Source organism: Thermopolyspora sp. NPDC052614 (genome assembly GCF_040678635.1).
Lineage (GTDB): Bacteria > Actinomycetota > Actinomycetes > Streptosporangiales > Streptosporangiaceae > Thermopolyspora.
This window is the reverse complement of sequence record NZ_JBFATZ010000002.1, coordinates 120,288-139,918: the sequence shown is the minus strand read 5'-3', so window position 1 is coordinate 139,918 and position 19,631 is coordinate 120,288. Positions and strand designations below refer to the sequence as shown.

17 protein-coding genes are annotated in these 19,631 nt (G+C 71.8%); 5 read left to right on the top strand and 12 right to left on the bottom strand.

Translation table 11 applies throughout. The features are described from left to right. The first annotated feature begins 273 nt into the window (after window positions 1-273). Entirely contained in the window at window positions 274-1,758 is a 1,485-nt protein-coding gene (locus tag AB0K60_RS04180; RefSeq protein WP_364048402.1) for an FAD-binding oxidoreductase, read from the top strand. 4 nt (window positions 1,759-1,762) lie between these two features. Here the strand turns inward: AB0K60_RS04180 and AB0K60_RS04175 are convergent, their stop codons facing one another. From AB0K60_RS04175 to AB0K60_RS04135, 9 genes are all read right to left on the bottom strand, one after another. Next, entirely contained in the window at window positions 1,763-3,700 is a 1,938-nt protein-coding gene (locus AB0K60_RS04175) for an acetoacetate--CoA ligase (protein WP_364048400.1), read from the bottom strand. Between the two features lie 149 nt (window positions 3,701-3,849). After that, on the bottom strand, window positions 3,850-4,617 hold the full coding sequence (locus AB0K60_RS04170) for a haloacid dehalogenase-like hydrolase (RefSeq protein WP_364048398.1): 768 nt from the start codon (window positions 4,615-4,617) through the stop codon (window positions 3,850-3,852). Window positions 4,618-4,654: 37 nt separating this feature from the next. After that, window positions 4,655-5,296 carry an HAD family hydrolase gene (locus tag AB0K60_RS04165; RefSeq protein WP_364048396.1) on the bottom strand — a complete coding sequence of 214 codons (642 nt, stop codon included), beginning with the start codon at window positions 5,294-5,296 and terminating at the stop codon, window positions 4,655-4,657. Between the two features lie 35 nt (window positions 5,297-5,331). Beyond that, entirely contained in the window at window positions 5,332-5,838 is a 507-nt protein-coding gene (locus tag AB0K60_RS04160; RefSeq protein ID WP_364048394.1) for a hypothetical protein, read from the bottom strand. Between the two features lie 89 nt (window positions 5,839-5,927). After that, window positions 5,928-6,701: an HAD-IA family hydrolase gene (locus AB0K60_RS04155; RefSeq protein ID WP_364048392.1), complete on the bottom strand. Its 774-nt coding sequence runs from the start codon at window positions 6,699-6,701 to the stop codon at window positions 5,928-5,930. A 203-nt stretch (window positions 6,702-6,904) separates the two neighbouring features. After that, window positions 6,905-8,197 carry a beta-N-acetylhexosaminidase gene (gene nagZ, locus AB0K60_RS04150; RefSeq protein ID WP_364048390.1) on the bottom strand — a complete coding sequence of 431 codons (1,293 nt, stop codon included), beginning with the start codon at window positions 8,195-8,197 and terminating at the stop codon, window positions 6,905-6,907. Window positions 8,198-8,248: 51 nt separating this feature from the next. Then, window positions 8,249-9,937: a phosphoenolpyruvate--protein phosphotransferase gene (gene ptsP / locus AB0K60_RS04145; RefSeq protein ID WP_364048388.1), complete on the bottom strand. Its 1,689-nt coding sequence runs from the start codon at window positions 9,935-9,937 to the stop codon at window positions 8,249-8,251. Between the two features lies 1 nt (window position 9,938). Continuing rightward, on the bottom strand, window positions 9,939-10,196 hold the full coding sequence (locus AB0K60_RS04140; RefSeq protein ID WP_364048386.1) for an HPr family phosphocarrier protein: 258 nt from the start codon (window positions 10,194-10,196) through the stop codon (window positions 9,939-9,941). A 167-nt stretch (window positions 10,197-10,363) separates the two neighbouring features. Next, complete coding sequence (locus AB0K60_RS04135; protein WP_364048384.1) at window positions 10,364-11,398, bottom strand: SIS domain-containing protein; 1,035 nt, start codon at window positions 11,396-11,398, stop codon at window positions 10,364-10,366. Window positions 11,399-11,497: 99 nt separating this feature from the next. Here AB0K60_RS04135 and AB0K60_RS04130 point away from each other — a divergent pair, with 99 nt between their 5' ends. Both AB0K60_RS04130 and AB0K60_RS04125 read left to right on the top strand, forming a co-directional pair. After that, window positions 11,498-12,274 (top strand): GntR family transcriptional regulator, encoded by a 777-nt coding sequence (locus tag AB0K60_RS04130; RefSeq protein ID WP_364048382.1) that lies wholly within the window; start codon window positions 11,498-11,500, stop codon window positions 12,272-12,274. A 357-nt stretch (window positions 12,275-12,631) separates the two neighbouring features. Beyond that, a complete protein-coding gene (locus AB0K60_RS04125; protein ID WP_364048380.1) occupies window positions 12,632-13,120 on the top strand; it encodes an Rv3235 family protein in 489 nt (162 codons plus the stop codon). A gap of 98 nt (window positions 13,121-13,218) precedes the next feature. On the opposite strand, the gene secA is transcribed toward AB0K60_RS04125, so the two are convergent. Continuing rightward, complete coding sequence (secA, locus tag AB0K60_RS04120) at window positions 13,219-16,023, bottom strand: preprotein translocase subunit SecA (protein WP_364048378.1); 2,805 nt, start codon at window positions 16,021-16,023, stop codon at window positions 13,219-13,221. Between the two features lie 271 nt (window positions 16,024-16,294). Here secA and AB0K60_RS04115 point away from each other — a divergent pair, with 271 nt between their 5' ends. After that, on the top strand, window positions 16,295-16,597 hold the full coding sequence (locus AB0K60_RS04115) for an HGxxPAAW family protein (protein ID WP_364048376.1): 303 nt from the start codon (window positions 16,295-16,297) through the stop codon (window positions 16,595-16,597). Between the two features lie 98 nt (window positions 16,598-16,695). Further along, a complete protein-coding gene (locus tag AB0K60_RS04110) occupies window positions 16,696-18,018 on the top strand; it encodes a crosslink repair DNA glycosylase YcaQ family protein (RefSeq protein ID WP_364048374.1) in 1,323 nt (440 codons plus the stop codon). A gap of 24 nt (window positions 18,019-18,042) precedes the next feature. Here the strand turns inward: AB0K60_RS04110 and AB0K60_RS04105 are convergent, their stop codons facing one another. Both AB0K60_RS04105 and raiA read right to left on the bottom strand, forming a co-directional pair. Beyond that, window positions 18,043-18,747, bottom strand: coding sequence for a response regulator transcription factor (locus AB0K60_RS04105; protein ID WP_364048372.1), 705 nt, complete (start codon window positions 18,745-18,747; stop codon window positions 18,043-18,045). Between the two features lie 94 nt (window positions 18,748-18,841). Continuing rightward, complete coding sequence (gene raiA / locus AB0K60_RS04100; RefSeq protein WP_364048370.1) at window positions 18,842-19,564, bottom strand: ribosome-associated translation inhibitor RaiA; 723 nt, start codon at window positions 19,562-19,564, stop codon at window positions 18,842-18,844. Window positions 19,565-19,631: the final 67 nt, after the last annotated feature.

Below are 19,631 nucleotides of genomic sequence, written 5' to 3'. Positions count from 1 at the left end.
GGAGCGGGCGACGGGCCCAGCATCCCACACCCCATCACCCCGGCACCTCCAGCGGCACGCGCCGCCTACGGTTCACTCGGTCACCGTTGACCGAAAATGAGCGGACCACTTCCCCGATACCACCTGAAAAGTGCACGTACGTCAACGTGACGCCCCGGCAGGTAACAGTTACGCAACGGCGCGTTGCGCCATTTGCCAAGGTAAGATCGCGAACCCGAGTCCCCGAGCACGCGTCTCATTGTGCGGAAACGACGCCTGCCGCGGGAGAGATACATGCAGACCGATATGGATCGCCGAAGCGCGTTGCGCACGGTCGCGTTGTCGGTGTCGGCGGCCGTCGGCGGCGCCCCGGCGTTCATCGCGTCGAGCGCGCACGCCGCCGCGCCCCGGGCCGCCGACTGGAACGCCTTGGAGCGCGGCCTCGACGGCCGGCTCATCCGCCCGGGCGACGCGGCCTACGAGTCCGCGCGCACGCTGTTCAACCCCGACTTCGACCGCATCCGCCCCGACGGCGTGGCGTACTGCGCGAACCCCGGGGACGTCGCCGAGTGCCTGGCCTTCGCCCGCCGCCACGGCGTCCCCATCGCCTCCCGCTCCGGCGGGCACTCCTACGCGGGCTGGTCCGCAGGCCCCGGGCTGGTCATCGACGTCTCGGCGATGAACGGCGTCTCGTACGCCGGGGGCCGGGCCCGGGTCGGGGCCGGGGCGCGGCTGATCGACGTGTACGACCGGCTCATCGCCAAGGGGGTGAGCATCCCCGCCGGCACCTGCCCGACCGTGGGCGTGGCCGGGCTGACGCTCGGCGGCGGCATCGGCGTCGTCTCCCGCAAGTACGGCCTCACCTGCGACGTGCTGGAATCGGTGCGGATCGTCACGGCGGACGGGCGGCTGCGCACCTGCGACGCCAACCACGACCCGGACCTGTTCTGGGCGTCCCGGGGCGGCGGGGGCGGCAACTTCGGAGTCGCCGTCTCCTTCGACTTCCGCGCCCACCGCACCCGCGACGTGACCGTGTTCTTCCTGAGCTGGCGGATGGGCATGGCGGCGAAGGCGATCCAGGCGTGGCAGGGGTGGGCGTCCGGGGCGCCGGACGAGCTGTGGTCCAGCCTGCAACTGGCCCAGGAGCCCACGGCGAACCTGCGCCTGGTCGGCGTGTACCTCGGTGCGCGCGCCGAGTGCCTGCGCCTGCTGCAGGGCCTGACCGACCGGATCGGCGACCCGTCGACCGAGTCGGTGCGGGTCGTCTCCTACCGCCAGGCCATGATGATCATGGGCGGCGTCGCGGGCCGGACGATCGCCGAGTGCCACCGGCCCGGCAACCTGCCCGGCCAGAACCCGAAGGGCAAGATCGGACGGGACCGGTTCAGCGCCAAGTCGCACCTGGCGTACCGGCCGCTGTCCGCCGACGGCGCGCGGGCCTTAGCGGCCCAGGTGACCGCCCGGGGCAACCACGCCGTGCTGCTGGACGCGCTGCGCGGCGCGGTCGGCCGGGTCCGGCCCGACGCGACCGCGTTCCCGCACCGCGCCGCGCTGTTCAGCGTCCAGTACATCGCCCACGGCACCGGCCGCGGCCAGTGGCTGCGCGCCGCGCACGCCGCCATGCGCCCGCACTTCGGCGACCACGCGTACGTCAACTACCTCGACCCCGAGCTGCGCGACTGGCGAAGCGCCTACTACGGCGCGAACGCCGCCCGCCTCGCCCGCGTCAAGGCCGCCTACGACCCCTCGCGGCTGTTCCGTCAGCCCCAGGGGGTCTGAAACGTCACGGCGTGAAGTACTCCAGGACCTCCGGATTGGCGAGGGCGTCGCGGTTGGCGGCCTGCTCCGGCGGGGTGCCGAGGAGGATCTTGCGGACCGGGATCTCCAGCTTCTTCCCGCTGAGCGTGCGCGGGATGCCGGGGACCTCGCGGATCTCGTCGGGCACGTGCCGGGGCGACAGCGCGGTGCGCAGCTCCGCCTTGAGCCTGCCGATCAGGTCGTCGGTGAGGGTCGCGCCCTCGGCGAGGGTGACGAACAGCAGCAGGCGCCCCTCCTGGCCGAGCCGCCCGGTGTCGATCACGAGGCTGTCGGCGATCTCCTCGAAGCGCTCCACGACCCGGTAGAACTCGCTGGTGCCCATCCGCACGCCGCCGCGGTTGAGCGTCGAGTCGGAGCGGCCGTAGATGACGCAGCCGCCGTCGGGCAGCATCTTGACCCAGTCGCCGTGCCGCCACACGCCCGGGTACTCGGCGAAGTAGCTGTCCCGGTAGCGCGCGCCGTCCGGGTCGTTCCAGAACATCACCGGCATCGACGGCATCGGCACGGTCAGCACCAGCTCGCCCACCTCGCCGACCACCGAGCGCCCGTCGGGGTCGAACGACTCGACCTTCGCGCCCAGCGCCCGGCACGGGATCACCCCGGCGCGCACCGGCAGCAGCGGCACCGCGCCGACGAACCCGGTGCACACGTCGGTGCCGCCGGAGAACGAGCCGAGCTGCGGGTCGGAGCCGACGTTGGAGTACACCCACGCGAAGCCCTCGGGCGGCAGCGGCGACCCGGTCGAGCCGATGCCCCGCAGCCGCTCCAGGCCGGTCGGCTTCAGCCCGGCCTTCATCGAGGCCACCAGGTACGGCGCGCCGGTCCCGAAGTAGGTGACGCCCTCCTGCGCGGCCACCCGCCACAGCGTGTCCACCGGGGACGCGCTGCCGTCGTACAGCAGCACGGTGCAGCCGACGAGCAGGCCGCCGATGAGGAAGTTCCACATCATCCAGCCGGTGGTGGTGTACCAGAAGAACACATCCTCCGGGCCGAGGTCCTGGTGGAAGCTGAGGGCCTTCAGGTGCTCCAGCACGATGCCGCCGTGGCCGTGCACGATCGGCTTGGGCAGGCCGGTGGTGCCCGAGGAGTACACGATCCACAGCGGGTGGCCGAACGGCACCGGCTCGAAGGCGAGCTCGCCCGGCTCGGCGCGCAGGCCGGACCAGGTGGTCGTCTCGCCCTCCGGGAGGCCCGGCGCGCCCAGGCGCGGGATCCAGACGGTGGCGCGCAGGCCCGGCAGGTGGGCGGCGATGTCCTTGACGACCGCGGTGCGGTCGTAGTCCTTGCCGTTGTAGCGGTAGCCGTCGACGGCGATGAGCACCTTCGGCTCGATCTGGCTGAACCGGTCGATCACGCTCGGGGCGCCGAAGTCGGGCGAGCAGGAGGACCAGATCGCGCCCAGGCTCGCCGTGGCGAGGAAGGCGATCAGGGCCTCGGGGATGTTGGGCACGTAGGCGGCGACGCGGTCGCCGCGGCCGACGCCGAGCCGGACGAGGCCGGCGCGGACCCGGGCGACCTCGTCGCGCAGCTCGGCGTAGGTGTACGTCTGCCGATTGCCCGACTCATCCCGAAATATCACGGCAAGGTGGTCGGGGTCGCGGGGGCGCAGCGCGTTCGCCGCGTAGTTCAGCGTCGAGCCCTCGAACCACCTCGCGCCGGGCATCGTCCCGGTGATCACCGGCCCGTCGGCGCGCTCGCCCACCACCTGGAAGTGGTCCCAGACCGCCGTCCAGAACTCGGCGGGCGCGTCCACCGACCACTGCCACAGCTCCTGGTAGCTCTGTCCGGGCCTGCCCAGCCACTCCATGAAGCGCGTGACCTTGGCCTCGCGTATCACCTCCGCCGTGGGCTCCCACAGCAGCGTGCCTTCCTCCACCGTCTCCCGGACCGTGTCCTCACCCATGCAAACGACCTCGTCCTCACCGCGGGCCCCGATCGCGGCCCGACCGCGTCACCATCCTCTCCGGACGGATCCAGGATGTCATCATGCCCTCCCCCACAACGGGGCCGCCGGTCATGGCGTCCGCCCACATAAGGGGGGCGCGTGAAGGGTCAGCGCGTCGCGCTGCCCGCCGGAGTGGTGAGGCGGGCCACGGCGGCCACGACCTCCGACGGGTTGGACAGATCGGGCAGGACGAGGTCGGCCCCCGCCTCGGCGAGCTCGGCCGCGGTCGCGCGGCCCGACGCCACCGCGATCATCGCGGCGCCGCCGATGCGGGCCGCCTGGACGTCGCGGGCCGAGTCGCCGATCAGGACGGTGGTCGCCGACGTGAACGGCGAGCCGTACCGGGCGGCGGCCCTGGTCTGGGCGACCTGCAGCAGCGTCGCCTTGGGGTAGACCTCCTCGCCGTAGCCGCCGATCTCGAAGTCGATGTGCCGGTCGAGGCCGAACGCCTTGAGCTTCAGCACGGCGTTGCTCCGGATCGTGCCGGTGAGCACCGACTGGACCACGCCGTCGAGCCGCGCCACCGCGGCGAGCGCGTCCTTGGCCCCGGGCATCTGCCGCCCCTGTACGGCGAGCCGGTCCCGCCGGTCGGCGAAGGCGGCGGCGAGCGCCTCGATGAACCTCGGCAGATGGTCGTCCTCGGCCACGACGCCGTTGAGCGCGAGCGTCTCGAAGATCACCTCCGAGTCGGGCCTGCCCAGCGCGGGCGCGAGCTTCACCAGCGGCCGTCCGGTCACCCGGCGGAACGCCTCCGCGTACGCGTCGCGGATGACGATCGTGACGTCGACCAGCGTGAGGTCGATGTTCCAGAGCACAAGGCGGTTGATGGGGGGCCTCCTCGGGGGGTTAGGGGCTGGAGCACAGCGTACGGCCATCCCCGGCCCCGCGGCACTCCCGGCGCCGCGACCCGCCTCAGATCATCTCGATCGCCTGGGCGAGGCTGTCCACGACGGGGAAGCCCGACGCCTCCAGCTCCGACCGCCGGGTCATGCCGCCGGTGTAGAGGATGGCCCGCGCCCCGACGTGCTCGGCCGCGTGGGCGTCGTCGAGGCTGTCGCCGATCACGACCACGTGCTCGGGATCCACGCCGAGCGCCGCCACGTGGGCGACCATGTGCTCGGCCTTGTGACCGCCCGGCGTGCCCGCCCGCAGGCCGTCGATGCGCTTGAAGTGGCGGTCGATGCCCAGCTCGCCGGTCTTCGACACCAGCCGGTCGTGCGTCCACATCGACAGCAGCGACTGCGTGCTGCCGGACTCGCCCCAGCTCGTCAGGATCTCCACCGCGCCGTCGGACAGGCCGCAGGTGAGCATCAGACGGTGGTAGTGGTCGTGGAAGGTTCGGTCGAGCTCCTCCCACTCCCCCTCGTTCAGCGGACGGCCGAGCAGCCGCTCGTAGGCCACCCAGATCGGACGCGTGTAGACCTCGCGGAAGCCGTCGGGGTCGAGCGGGCACAGGCCGTACGGCTTGAACACCTCGTTCGTGGCGTCGACGACGGCGTCGATGTCGTGGAAGAGCGTTCCGTTCCAATCCCAGACGATGTGTTTACGTCTCATATCCCCACCAGCGTACGGCCGGGCATGCCGGACGCTCACGCCAATAAATCGGGGATCTCCTGTGTGGCGTACCACATCAGCTCGTGCGCCTCCGCGCCGTCCACGGTGAACCGGGCGTCGTCGTCGCCCTCGTCGGCGGCGGGCAGCGCCGCGATCGCGGCGTCGATGTCCGGGGCCGCGGAGGGGTCGTCCACGTGCACGGCGGCCACCTTCGCCAGCGGCACCGCGGTCTCGATCCGGATCCGGGCCCGTTCCTCCAGGTCGGAGCCCATGCGCACGTTCCGGTCCGGCACCTCGGCGGCGACGACGACGCGCCGACCGGCGACGTCCGCGCCCGCCGCCCGGTCGTCCATGATCATGCGCAGGGAGGCGCGGGCGGCCTCGGTCAGGGCGACGTACTCCAGCTCCTCGGTGTCCCCGGAGACATACCATTCGATCAGCGCGGGTGTCACCGCGTAGCCGGTCAGCGGGGCCGGGCCCAGCTCCCCCTCGGCCAGCACGCGGGCGAGGGCGGGGAGCGTGCACGGCAGGTAGACGCGCATTCTTCCTCGATTGCGATATGTCAATTGCGATATCGAGGCCGCCTAGGTGGGTGGCGGCCCGTCGGTCCGGTCTCCTCCGAAAGCGAGGATCATACCGGAGGGAACGTGAGGCGGAGCAGTCTTTCCAGCTCGGTGAGGGTCACGGCGGGGTCGGTGTGGTGGATGCCGTGGATGCCGAGCCGCCGCGCGGCCGTGATGTTGGCCTCGATGTCGTCGATGAAGACGCACTGGTCCGCCTCCAGGCCGATCACGCCGAGCGCGTGCCGGAAGATGCGCGGCTCGGGCTTGCGCATGCCGACCTCGCCGGAGATGACGATGCCGTCGAACAGCTCGTCCCAGCCGTCGCGGGGGTACTCCGCGCCCCAGGAGTTGGACACCAGGCAGGTGCGCATCCCCGCCGCCCGTACGGCCCGCAACATGTCGTACATGGGCTCCACCGGGCGGAAGGCGGCGAACATCCGCGTCAGGATGCCCTCGGCGACCGGGATCCCGCCGTCCAGGGTGCGCAGCCGCTCGGCGAGGGCGCGCTCGAACTCGGCGACCTCGACCTCGCCGCGTTCGAGCGCGTGGATGAGGTTCTCCCTGGTGGCGGCGGTTTCGGTGTCGTGGCCTGAGTCGTGGCCTGAGTCGTGGCCTGAGTCGTGGCCTGAGTCGTGGCCTGAGTCGTGGTCGGCGTCGTTGCCTGCGGCGGGGCCGGTGTCGTGCTCGGCGGCGGACTCGGCGTAGGCGCCGTTGACCATCTCGGTCATCACGGCGCGGTAGTGCGGGACGTCGATCCGGTCGGCGGCGAGCCACGCCCCGATCGCCTCCGACAGCCTCGTCGTGAGCACGCCGCCCCAGTCGATCAGCACACCCTTGATCACGGACCCTCCAGGCAGAATGACGTTCTAGTCTCTAAGCCTATTGAACCTTCTTCACCATCGAGTTGGCCGGTCACCAGGGCTACACGAGGACTCCGCCACAGCGGGTCGGGTCGGCGAAGAGGCTGAGTGGCCATCGCCGCGGCAGACCGCCACATGGCCTACCCGACCCTCTGGGCAGGTTGAAAAAGGTTCGTTGTCCGTTCTCAGCCGATGGAGCGGGCGACCTTCAGGTGCTCGGGCGACTTGATGATCTTCTCGGCCTTCGCCGCGTCGGCGGGCTTGGCGGTGAACAGGCCGCGGTCCTCCTTCAGCTTGAGCACCCGGGCGACCGACTGGTCCAGCCGCTTGGCGGAGATCCGCCCGGACTTCACGGCGGCGAGCACCGCGGCGTGGGCGCGGGCGAAGTTCGGCGGCATGAGCAGGATGTCCGCCCCCGCGAGGATGGCCCGCACCGCCACCTCGCCGTCGCCGTACTTCTCCCGCACCCCCTGCATCTGCAGCGAGTCGGTGAACACGACGCCCTTGAAGCCGAGCCGCTCACGCAGCAGGCCGGTCAGGATCGGCTTGGACAGCGTCGCCGGGTCGCCCGACCGGTCCAGCTTCGGCATCATCACATGGGCGGACATGATCGCGTCCACCTTGCGCGCGATCGCCTCCCGGAACGGCGGCGCGTCGAGCCTGTCCCACTGCTTCGGCGAGTGCCTGATCACCGGCAGCCCGGTGTGGCTGTCCACGGTCGTGTCGCCGTGCCCGGGGAAGTGCTTGGCCGTCGCGGCCACCCCCGCGTCGTGGAAGCCGTCCACCGCCGCGCCGACCATTTTGGCGACCTTGGTCGGATTCGCGCCGTACGCCCGGGGGCCGATGATCGGATTGCGGGGATTGACGTTGACGTCGGCCACCGGCGCGAAGTCGAGGTTGATGCCCAGCGCCCGCAGCTCCGCGCCGGTCACCCGCGCGGCGGCCCGCGCCCAGCGGGTCTCGCCGGTGTCGCCGATCGTCTTGGCCTGCGGCAGCTTGGTCACCAGCGAGCCCAGCCGCGCCACCCGGCCGTTCTCCTGGTCGATGCCGATCAGCAGCGGGACGTCGCCGGCCGCCCGCTGCAGGCCGTTGGTGAGCCGGACGATCTGGGCGACGCTCTCGATGTTGCCCGACCAGGGGAACAGGATCGCCCCGCCCAGCCGGTACTTGCGGATCACCTCGGCCGGAGTCTTCACCCCGAACTGCGCCATGTTCTCCTTGTGCGCGGTGTCGGCGTGCGCGCCGTACAGGACGGGCATGAACAGCTGCCCGACCTTCTCCTCCACGCTCATCCGGGCGAGCCGGTCCACCGGCGCCGTCTCGGCCGAGGCGGCCTGGGTCACGGGCACGTCCGGCGACGCGGACGGGCTCGCCGAGCGGGGGCCCGCCTCCTTCGCGGGGCGGGCGGACGCACCGCCGCAGCCCGCCAGCAGGGACGTCATCATGAGAAAGACCGCGATCCTGGTGCCTCGAACCATGACCTCCACGCTATCGGCGACGGCGCTCCGAGAAGCTCAGCCCCCGGAAACTCATCCATCCCCCAGAGCGGGCAACATCGCCCGCGCCGCGGCCCTGGCCTCGGCGGCGGTCCGCGCGGCGCGCGCCGCCTCCGCCGCCGCGCGGCACCGGTCGAACGTGTGCCCGGCCAGCGCCGCCCGCACCTCGGACAGCGCCGTGGGCGTCATCGACAGCGACGACACGCCGAGACCCGCCAGCACGCAGGCGAGCGCGGGATCCGCCGCCGCCTCGCCGCAGACGCCGCACTCCAGGCCCGCCCGCTCGCCCGCGTCGGCCACGAGGGCGACCAGGTCGAGCAGCGCGGGATGCCACGGATCCTGCACCGCGTGCAGCGCGCCGAGCTGGCGGTCGGCGGCGAAGGCGTACTGGGCCAGGTCGTTGGTGCCGATCGAGAAGAAGTCGACCACGGTGGCGAGGTCGCGGGCGCGCACCGCGGCGGCCGGGACCTCGATCATCACTCCGGCCGAGGTCAGGCCCGTCGTACGGCAGGCCCGGACGAACCACTCCGCCCCCTCCACGGTGGCGACCATCGGGGCCATGACCTGGAGCCGGGCCGGCAGGCCCGACGCGGCCCGCGCGAGCGCGTCGAGCTGGTTCTCCAGGATGCGGGGGTGGGCCTCGTGCAGCCGCAGGCCGCGCCGCCCCAGCGCGGGGTTCGGCTCCTCCTCCGGGGGAGGCAGGAACGCCAGCGGCTTGTCGGCCCCGGCGTCGAGCGTGCGCACCACCACCCGGCCCTCGGGGAACGCCTCCAGGACCGGCCGGTAGGCGTCCCGCTGCTCGTCAGGCCCCGGCTCGGACCGCCGGTCCATGAACAGGAACTCGGTCCGGTACAGCCCCACGCCCTCCGCGCCGCAGCCGAGCGCGGCCTCGACGTCGCGCGGCGTGCCGATGTTCGCCAGCAGCTCCACCGCGCGGCCGTCCGCCGTCCTGCCGGGTCCCCGCACGCGCGACGGCCGCGCCGTCCGCGGCCCGGCCCGCGCCCTGGCCCGGGCGACCTCCCGCTCCGGCGGCGCCACCCGCACCTCGCCCGCGGTGCCGTCCACCAGCACCGGCGTGCCCTCCGGCAAGCGCGTCGCCCCGGAACACGCCACCACCGCGGGCACCCCCATGGCCCGCGCAAGGATCGCCGTGTGGCTGGTCGGCCCGCCCTCCTCGATCACGAACGCGGCCACCTCCCCGGGCGGCAGCACGGCCGCGTCCGCGGGCGCGATGTCCCGGGCCACCAGCACGTACGGCACGCCGGTCCGCCGCGCCGGGTCGTCCGTCCCCTCGTCCGCGGCGAGGACGTCGAGCAGGAGGATGGCGCGGTCGCGGACGTCGTCGAGGTCGGCGGCGCGCTCGGCGAAGTAGCCGCCCGCCCGGGTGATGGCCTCGCGGAAGACGGCGAAGGAGTCGTAGACGGCCCGGGCGGCGGACAGGCCGTCGCCGATCAGCTCGTGCACGGAGGCCGACAGGTCGGGGTCGCGGGCCATCATCGCCTGGGCGCTGAGGATCTCGTGCGCCACGCCGCCGGCCTTCGCGCCGCGCTCCTCCAGGTCGGCCGCGACCTGTTCGAGGGCGGCGGCGGCCCTGGCCCGCTCGGCGTCGGCGTCCCCGCCGTGCCGCGCGCCGCGCTGCGGGACGGGCGCCCGCTTCACCAGGCGGCGCACCGGCCCGTAGCCGACACCGGGGCTCACTCCGGCTCCGGCGAGCCGGTCCATCTCAGGGGGCCGCGGCGATCGCGGCGAGTTGGTCGAGGAGTTCCTCGGCGCCCTCGCCCTCGGCGCGGATGATGATGGTGTCGCCCTGGCGCACGTCCAAGGCGAGGATCGACAGGATGCTCTTGGCGTTCACCGGCTCACCGCCTCGCTTGGCGACGGTCACCTCGATCGGCGCCTTCGCCGCGGTCTGCACGAACGTCGCCGCCGGGCGCGCGTGCAACCCGATCTCCGACTCGATCGTGACCTTCCGTTCCGGCAATGTTCCCATCCTTCCCCGTTTCGGCCGGACTTCATCCTCCCATGATTCTCATGGCTCGCGCCGCGCCCCCGGGGTCTCTCGGGGTCTCTCGGGGTCTCTCGGGGGTCTCTCGGGGGTCTCTGCCGCCGGGCACGGTCGAGCGCCGGTACGGGGTCGGCCGATGCGCGTCAGTCCGTCTGGGTGATCTTGTTCAGGCCGCGCGGGGAGTCCGGGTCGATGCCCAGCCTGCGGGCCAGGGCCTCGGTGAGCAGCTGGCCGGGCACGATCAGCCCCATCGGCGCCACCCACTCGGGCAGGTCGGGGCCGTTGAGGCAGGCCGTGGACGCCTCCGCGAGCGCGCCGCCGCCGCCCACGCCGTACGCCGCCGCGCCCGCCCCCCGCACGCGTCCCGCGAGCGCGACCGTGCCGGGCAGCGTCGGCCCGGATCCGGCCGCCACCAGGATCGCCGGGGTGTCCCGGTCCACCACGGCGATCGGGCCGTGCAGCAGATCGGCGTAGGACAGGCCCATGGCGTGCAGGTAACACGCCTCCTTGAGCTTGAGGGCGAGCTCAAGCGCGGTCGAGAACGCCATGCCCCGCCCGGACACGACCACCCCGGCCACCCCGGCGAGGCCGTCGACGACGGCGTCGAGGTCGCCGGGCGCGTCGATCAGCGCCTCCACCGCGTCCGGCACCCGATCCAGGTCCCCGGCGTCCACCTCCGCGCCGAGCCCGAGCCCGAGCACGGCGAGGGCGGCGAGCTGGGTGGTGTACGTCTTGGTCGCCGGGACCGCCTTCTCCTCGCCCGCCTCGGTGCACAGCGCGAGGTCGGCGACCTCGGCGAGCGGGCTCGACGGCCCGCCGTTGGTGATCGCGACGGTTCCGGCCCCGCAGTCCTTCGCCCACGCCAGCGTCTCGACGATCTCCTCGGTGCGGCCCGACTGCGACAACGCCACGGCGAGCACCCCGTCGAGGTCCATGCGGCGCCGGTAGGTGGTCGCGATCGACGGCGCGGCCAGGCCCGCCGGACGCCCGGCGTACGCCTCGACCAGATACCGGCCGTACACCGCCGCGTTGTCGGACGTCCCCCGGGCGATGAACAGCAACTGCCGGGCCCGCCCGCCCAGCGCGCGGACCTCGTCCACCCGCGGCCGCAGGGCGCCCAGCGTGGCGCGCAGCGCGTCCGGCTGCTCGGCGATCTCGCTTCGCATTCTGCTCGTCATCGCAGGCCCCATCCCCTCGACGGCCACCGGTCCAGTCCGGACTAGACCAGTATGTACCATACGCTCAGCACCCCAGAGGGGACACGAAAGGGGGGCCGCGTGGCCCGAATCGACCCCGCCAGCCCGGTGCCGAAGTACTTTCAGCTCCGGGAGATCCTGCTCGACCTGATCGAGGGCAACGAGCTGCCCATCGGCTCGGCCATCCCGTCCGAGCGGGAGCTGTGCACCCGCTACGGCCTTTCCCGCATGACGGTACGGCAGGCCGTCGACCACCTGGTCTCCGAGGGACGGCTGCACCGGGTGCCGGGCAAGGGCACCTTCGTGGCCCGGCCGAAGATCGAGATGACGCTGCACCTGACCTCGTTCACCGAGGACGTGCGGGCCCGCGGCATGGAACCGGGCGCCCGCGACCTGGACCGGCGGGTGGTCGCCGCCAGCACCCACCTGGCCCGGCAGCTCGCCATCCGGCCCGGCGACCAGGTGTACTTCATCGAGCGGCTCCGCACGGCCGACGGCGAGCCGCTGTGCATCGAGCGGGCGCACATCCCCGTCGCGCTCGCGCCCGGCCTGGACGCCCACGACCTGACCGACCGCTCGCTGTACGCCCTGCTGGAGAGCGTCTACGGCATCGTCTTCGACGCGGGCGAGCTGACCATCGACGCGGGCATCGCCGACCCGGGCGACGCGGACCTGCTCAGGCTCCCGCGCGGCGGCGCCGTCCTCCTCCTGCAGCACCGCTCCTTCGCCGGGGGCGTCTGCGCCGAACTGGGCGTGTCCACCTACCGCGCCGACCGCTACCAGCTTCGCACGGCCCTGGAATCCCCGATCCGCCCCCGTACCCCCGGCAGGCCCCGCCGCCAGACCCTGCCAAGCTGACGGATCCGCACCGCGTCGAGTAGGCGTCGAGAAGGCGCCCGAGAAGGCGCCCGAGAAGGCGTCCGAGAAGGCGTCCGAGTAGGCGTCGAGAAGGCGCCCGAGAAGGCCGAGGGGTCGAGTAGACCGATAGGGACGTCCGCATCGCGTCCGGGCCTCGGCCGGAATACCGGCCATCCCGTTTTCGGACCAGGAACGGCCGGGCGGCCATTGCGGACACACCATGATGAACCCTGTCGCCACCCGAAAAGGCCGGGACGGGCGCGGCACAATCGCCGCGCCCGCCGTATCAATCGCCTCGACCTCAAACTCAGTAATGCGTTCCTGTCGGCAACAGCCGGACGACAACGGAGTCCCCCCATGTCTCGATATCTGCGCCCCGTCGCCCTTCCCCGCCTCGTCCCCACCCCACGCGCCGATCCTCCGTACGACGACGAGCGCACCGATGCCACGGCCGACGACCCGGCGGGCCCGCCCGCGACCTTCGGCGCGCTGGCCCTCGCCCCGGAGCCGGACCCGCTCGTCCTCGACCCGCCGGCCCCGCTGCCCGAGCCGCGCCGCCTGCGCGCCCTCGGCCAGGCCGTCGCCGAGGTCCTCGCGGGCATACGGCCCGCCGCCTCGGTGGCGGACCGATTCACCGACCGCGCGCACGCCGAACTCGTCCGGGCCGGGACGATGCTACGGACCCGCCTTCCGCCGAAAGCGGGCCTGCCGCACGTGCACCGGCCGCACGACGGCGCCGTCGAGATGTGCGTGCTGGTGAACTGCGGCGACCGCAACCACGTCCTCGCGCTACGGCTGGAGCGACGCGGCGTGCAGTGGCTGTGCACGGAGTTCGAGACGGCCTGACTGCGAGGGCCCGCGATAAGGGCCCAAAAGCACGACGGCCTCCCCGCGCGGGGAGCGACCGCGCGGAGAGGCCGAGGCCCGGAGCAACCCGGGAAGGCTCAGGAGACGCTCGCGGCGTTCTTGGGATCGCCGTGGCAGCGCTTGAACTTCTTGCCCGAACCGCAGGGGCAGGGGGCGTTGCGCTCGACGTTGCCGTAGGCGGCGCGCTCCTCCGCGGTGGTGCGCACGCGGACCTGCTCGACGTCGCCGCTCTCGCCGGGCGCCGTGTAGATCATCTCGGCCGGGCGGGTCGGACGGCGCAGCGCCTGCGCGATGATCGCGTTCGTCTCGGAGAGGACGTCGTCGGCGCCCTCCTCCTCGACGATCGGGTTCGTCTGAACCTCGATTTCGAGGTTGAACAGGTAGGCGAGCGCATCCTCCTTGATGGCGTCCAGCATCGCGGAGAACATGTCGAAGCCCTCCCGCTGGTACTCGACCAGCGGGTCCTTCTGCGCGTACGCCCGAAGCCCTATGCCCTCCTGCAGGTAGTCCATCTCGTAGAGGTGCTCGCGCCACTTGCGGTCGAGCACCTGCAGGATGACGCGCCGCTCCAGCTCGCGCATGACCTCGGAGCCGAGCTCCTCCTCGCGCTGGTCGTACGCGGCGAGCGCGTCGGCCTTGACCCGGTCGCCGATCAGCTCGGGCGTGAGCGACTCGCGGTCGCCGGCCTCCTCGATCAGCTCCTCGGCGGTCACCGAGATCGGGTAGAGGTGCTTGAACGCCTTCCACAGCGTGTCGAGGTCCCACTCCTCGGCGAAGCCTTCGGCGGTCGCGGACCTGACGTAGCCGTCGATCACATCGACGATGAACTCGCGCACCTGCTCGTGCAGGTCGGCGCCCTCCAGCACGCGGCGGCGCTCGGCGTAGATCACCTTGCGCTGGCGGTTCATGACCTCGTCGTACTTCAGCACGTTCTTGCGGGCCTCGAAGTGCTGCTGCTCGACCTGGTGCTGGGCGGAGGCGATCGCCTTGGTGACGATGCCGGACTCGATCGGCACGTCGTCGGGGATGTTCAGCCGCGTCATCAGCACCGAGATCCGCGGCGAGTTGAACAGCCGCATCAGGTCGTCCTCGAGCGAGAGGTAGAACCGCGACTCGCCGGGGTCGCCCTGACGGCCGGACCGGCCGCGGAGCTGGTTGTCGATGCGCCGCGACTCGTGCCGCTCGGTGCCGAGCACGTACAGCCCGCCGAGCTGGACGACCTCCTCATGCTCGGCCTTCACCGCCTCCTTGGCCGCCTCCAGCGCCTCCGGCCAGGCCTTCTCGTACTCCTCGGGGGTCTCGGTGGGGCTCAGCCCGCGCCGCTGCAGCTCCAGGTCGGCGCGGAACTCGGGGTTGCCGCCGAGCATGATGTCGGTGCCTCGACCGGCCATGTTGGTGGCGACGGTGACGGCGTGCTTGCGGCCCGCCTCGGCGACGATCGCGGCCTCACGCGCGTGGTTCTTGGCGTTCAGCACCTCGTGCGGGATGCCGCGCCGCCGCAGCGCCTTCGACAGCTTCTCGGACTTCTCCACCGAGGTGGTGCCGACCAGGACCGGCTGGCCCTTCTCGTACCGCTCCTTGATGTCCTCGACGACGGCGTCGAACTTGGCGTCCTCGGTCTTGTAGACCACGTCCGCCAGGTCCCTGCGGATCATCGGCTTGTTGGTCGGGATCGGGACGACGCCGAGCTTGTACGTCTGGTGGAACTCGTTGGCCTCGGTGGCCGCCGTGCCGGTCATGCCGGCGAGCTTGGTGTAGAGGCGGAAGTAGTTCTGCAGGGTGATCGTGGCGAGGGTCTGGTTCTCGTCCTTGATCTTCACGCCCTCTTTGGCCTCGATGGCCTGGTGCATGCCCTCGTTGTAGCGGCGGCCGTGCAGCACGCGGCCGGTGAACTCGTCGACGATCAGGACCTCGCCCTCGGGGGTGACGATGTAGTCCTTGTCGCGTTTGAACAGCTCCTTGGCCTTCAGCGCGTTGTTGAGGAAGCCGACCAGGTGGGTGTGCTCGGGCTTGTAGAGGTTGTCGATGCCGAGCCAGTCCTCCACCTTCTCGACGCCGGACTCCAGGATGCCGACCGTGCGCTTCTTCTCGTCGACGACGTAGTCGCCGGTGCTCTCCTCGCCGTTCTTGCCCTCGACGCCGCGGCGCAGCCGGGGGACGATCTTGGCGAACTCGGTGTACCACTTCCCGGACTGCTCGCCCGGCCCGGAGATGATCAGCGGCGTCCTCGCCTCGTCGATGAGGATCGAGTCGACCTCGTCGACGATCGCGAAGAAGTGGCCGCGCTGCACGCACTCCTCGATGGACCAGGCCATGTTGTCGCGCAGGTAGTCGAAGCCGAACTCGTTGTTGGTGCCGTAGGTGATGTCGGCGTTGTACGCCTTGCGCCGCTCGTCCGGCGGCATCTGGGCGAGGATCACGCCGACCTCGAGCCCGAGGAAGCGGTGCACGCGGCCCATGGTCTCGGCGTCGCGCTTGGCGAGGTAGTCGTTGACCGTGACGATGTGCACGCCCTTGCCGGCGATGGCGTTGAGGTACGCCGGCAGGGTGGCGGTGAGCGTCTTGCCCTCACCGGTGCGCATCTCGGCGATGTTCCCCAGGTGCAGCGCGGCGCCGCCCATGAGCTGGACGTCGAAGTGCCGCTGCCCGAGCACCCGGCGGGCCGCCTCGCGGACGGTCGCGAACGCCTCGGGGAGCAGGTCGTCGAGCGACTCGCCCTCCTTGTAGCGCTCCCTGTACTCGTCGGTCAGGGCGCGCAGCTCGGCGTCGGAGAGCGCGGTGAAATCGTCCTCGATGGAGTTGACCTGCTCGGCGATGCGCTTGAGCTTACGCAGAGTCTTGCCTTCACCGGCCCGAAGAATCTTGTCGAGAATGGCTGGCACTTTTTCTAGGCTCCTCGCAGGTCTACCATGCCGGAACGGGCGATGGTCTTGAGGACAGTCGAACTACCCCGTAGCCATCGTAGGCCGTTCCACCACCGGACACAGCCACCGTGAAAGACGTCCGTCAAGGCCGCGTTGTTCCCGCAGGCGCGTCACCTGCGATTCTTGGACGGAATACGGCCCTGGTCATGGGGTAGGTGCGGACATACCATCCGTCCGTGGGCGAATCTCCGCTTACGGCGCAAGGTAGAACGGCACACTAGGAGGCGCCATGCCTGAGACCGCGCGCCCGGACGAGCATGAGGGCCACGCGTTCGTCGCCAGTGGCAGCCACGCCGGACGGCCGAAATCCTGGCTCGCCATCACCGTGATCCTCGCCGGTTTCATCCTCGGCGGCGTGGCGCTGTGCCTCGGCCCCCTCTGGGGGCTGTTCTGGGCCGGGGTGGCGGTCGCCGCCCTCGGCGGCATCCTCGCGCTGGTGTTCGATGTCTTCTCCGACGTCATCGTCGATTCCCGGCGGACGATGCCGGCCGCGGAGCACCACTCCCCCTTCGAGCGACACCCCAGGTCATAACCTCCGCTCCGCCCCGCCCCGCGTCCTCCCGGCCCCGCGATCGGCGCGAAGCTAACCGGCATACGGGTTTTGTCGGTGGCGACCGGTAGCATCGGCGCATGGTTTCCCTCATCGAGCCGGAATCGCCGGCGACCCCCGCCGCGACGACCGCGCTGACGACCGGGCCGACGACCGCGCTGACGACCGGGCCGACGATCGAGCTGTCGGCCGACGAGGCGCGCCGGCTCATCCTGCGGGCGCAGGGTCTGCTCGGCGCGGACGGGCGGCGCGGCGGCGTTCCCGCGACGCTGCGCCGGCTCGCCGCCGTGCAGCTCGACACGATCTCGGTGCTCGCCCGCTCACACGAGCTGGTGCCGTACGCGCGGTTGGGGGCCGTCGGGCGCGAGGCGGTCGAGCGGGCCTACTGGCACGAGCCCGCCCGCGCCTTCGAATACTGGTGCCACGCGGCGTGCGTCCTGCCCATCGAGCACTGGCCGCTGTTCGCCTTCCGCCGCCGCGCCTACCGCGACCGCCGGTTCCGCTGGCACGAGGTGCCGCCGACCGTCGGCACGGTGCTCGACCGGGTCCGCGCCGAGGGTCCGGTCACCACCACCGACCTCGGCGGGGCGAAGAACGGCGGCCCGTGGTGGGACTGGTCCGATGTCAAGATCAGCGTCGAGTACCTGCTCGACATCGGCGAGGTCGTCTGCACCCGCCGGGTCGGCTGGCGCCGCGTCTACGACCTGGCCGAGCGGGTCGTGCCGCCCGAGCTGCTCGAGCCCGACCTCTCCGACGCCGAGTGCGTCACGCGCCTGACCGGCATCGCGGGGCGGGCGCTCGGCGTCGCCACCCGCGCCGACCTCGTCGACTTCCTGCGGGTACGCGGCAAGCACGCGGCGATGCTCGACAACGCCCTCGCCGACGGATCGGCCGGTCTCGTCCCGGTACGCGTCGCGGGCTGGCCCGCCGCACGGGGCGCCCAGGGCGGCGCGGCCGGGAACGGCGCGGGGGCCGCCAACGCCTTCGCCGACCCGGCCGCGCTCGCGACCGAGCCGCGCGGCAGGCACCGCACCACGCTGCTGTCGCCGTTCGACTCCCTGATCTGGGACCGCGCCCGCACCGAGCGGGTGTTCGGCTTCACCCACCGCCTGGAGGCGTACGTCCCCAAGCACAAGCGGGTGCACGGCTACTTCACCATGCCGGTGCTCGCCGGCGGCCGCCTGATCGCCCGGGTGGACCCCGCCCGCGACGGCGGCACGCTCGTGGCGCGTCAGGTCGGCTTCGAGTCCCCGACCGTACGCGCCGCGCACGTCGAGGCGGTGCGCGAGGCGCTGTGGGCGGCGGCGTCCTGGGTCGGCTGCGACGACGTGCGCGTGGAGCGGGTCACCTCCGCCGGGCACGACGAGCCCCTGCGCGTCGCCTTGGCGCTCGGGCGGGGATAGGGGACCGCGCGACGCGGCCGAGGGTCAGGTGATCTCCAGCAGGCGCTCGCGCACGGCATAGACCACGGCCTCCATGCGCGAGTGCAGCTGCAGCTTCTCCAGGATGTTGCGGACGTGGTTCTTCACCGTGTTCTCGGAGATGAACAACTCCTTGGCGATCTCGCGGTTGTTCATGCCCTTGGCGACCAACCGCAGGACCTCCATCTCGCGGTCGGTGAGCCGGGGGACGGGCAGTTGCGGGGGCCGCTCGGCCTCCTTGCGGCTCATGCTCGCGAACTCATTGATCAGCTTGGCCGCCATCGCCGGATTGATCAGCGACTGGCCCTCGTGCACGCCGCGCACCGCGTCGGGCACCTCGTCGATCTGCACGTCCTTGAGCAGGTAGCCGGTCGCGCCCGCCTTGATCGCCTCGAAGAGGTCCTCCTCCTCGTCGCTCACCGTGAGCATGATGATCCGCGTGCTCGGCACCGACTCCTTGATGCCGCGGGTCGCCTCGATGCCGCTGCGCCGCGGCATGCGCACGTCCATGAGCACGACGTCGGGCAGGAGGCGGCCCGCCAGTTCGACCGCCTCCTCCCCGTCACTCGCCTCGCCGACCACTTCGATGTCCGGCTCCGCGGTCAGCGCCAGCTCCAGGCTGCGGCGGATCAGCGCGTGATCGTCCACGATCAGCACTCGGATCGGCTCGCCGCCTTCGGCCGCGTTGGCCGCCTCGTCGGGTCGGGTCACGCCTCCTCCTAGAGGGCCGTACAAAGCCGTAGGGAACGCCATCATTACATGGCTTCCCGCGATCGGAGCAGTCGAGAGGCTGTGGTGGCGCGGGTCAGCCCTCGACGAGACGAAGCACCCCGTAGTTGTACCCGCGACGGCGGTAGACCACGCTCGGCAGGCCGTTCTCCTTGTCGCGGAACAGGTAGAAGTCGTGGCCGACGAGCTCCATCTCCAGCAGCGCCTGGTCGATGGTCATCGGGTCGGCCTTGTGAGTCTTCTCACGGACCACGAGCGGTCCGTCGCCCTCCATCTCGATGGGCACGATCGGCTCGCCCTCGTCGGCCGCGGCGGCCCGCTCGGTCTCGTCGCGCCCGGCCGTGCGGGGCTCGGTGGAGGTGTCGGCGTAGGCGTCCTCGTACGACTCTTCGATTGTGGGCTTGAACGGTGGCTCTCCGGTCTCCTTGCGCAGCTCGTCCAGCGCGTTCAGCGCAGCGGTGATCTCGGCAACCGACGGGGGGCACTGGTTGCCGTAGTGCACCTTGCGGCGGTCGCTGATCCGGCGCAGCCGGTTCTCCAGCTTGTCAAGGGCGAGGTCGAGAGCGGCGAAGCGGTCCACGGCCGAGGCCTCGGCCCGGATCGCCGGCCCGCGGGAGTGGATCGTGAGCTCGACCCGTTCCCGCTGGTCGCTGAGGCGCGGGTTGCGCTCCTTGGACACTTCCACATCCACCCGGATCAGCTTGCTGTCAAGCCGCTCGATCCTGGCCAGCTTCATCGACACGTGGTCGCGGAAGCGGTCGCTCACACCTGTGTGCCGGCCCTTGACGATGATGTCCACCAGGGCAGCCCCCCTTCGTCTGACGACTTGGTGTGCTTACAGGGCGGCACCCGTCCGGCCGACCTGG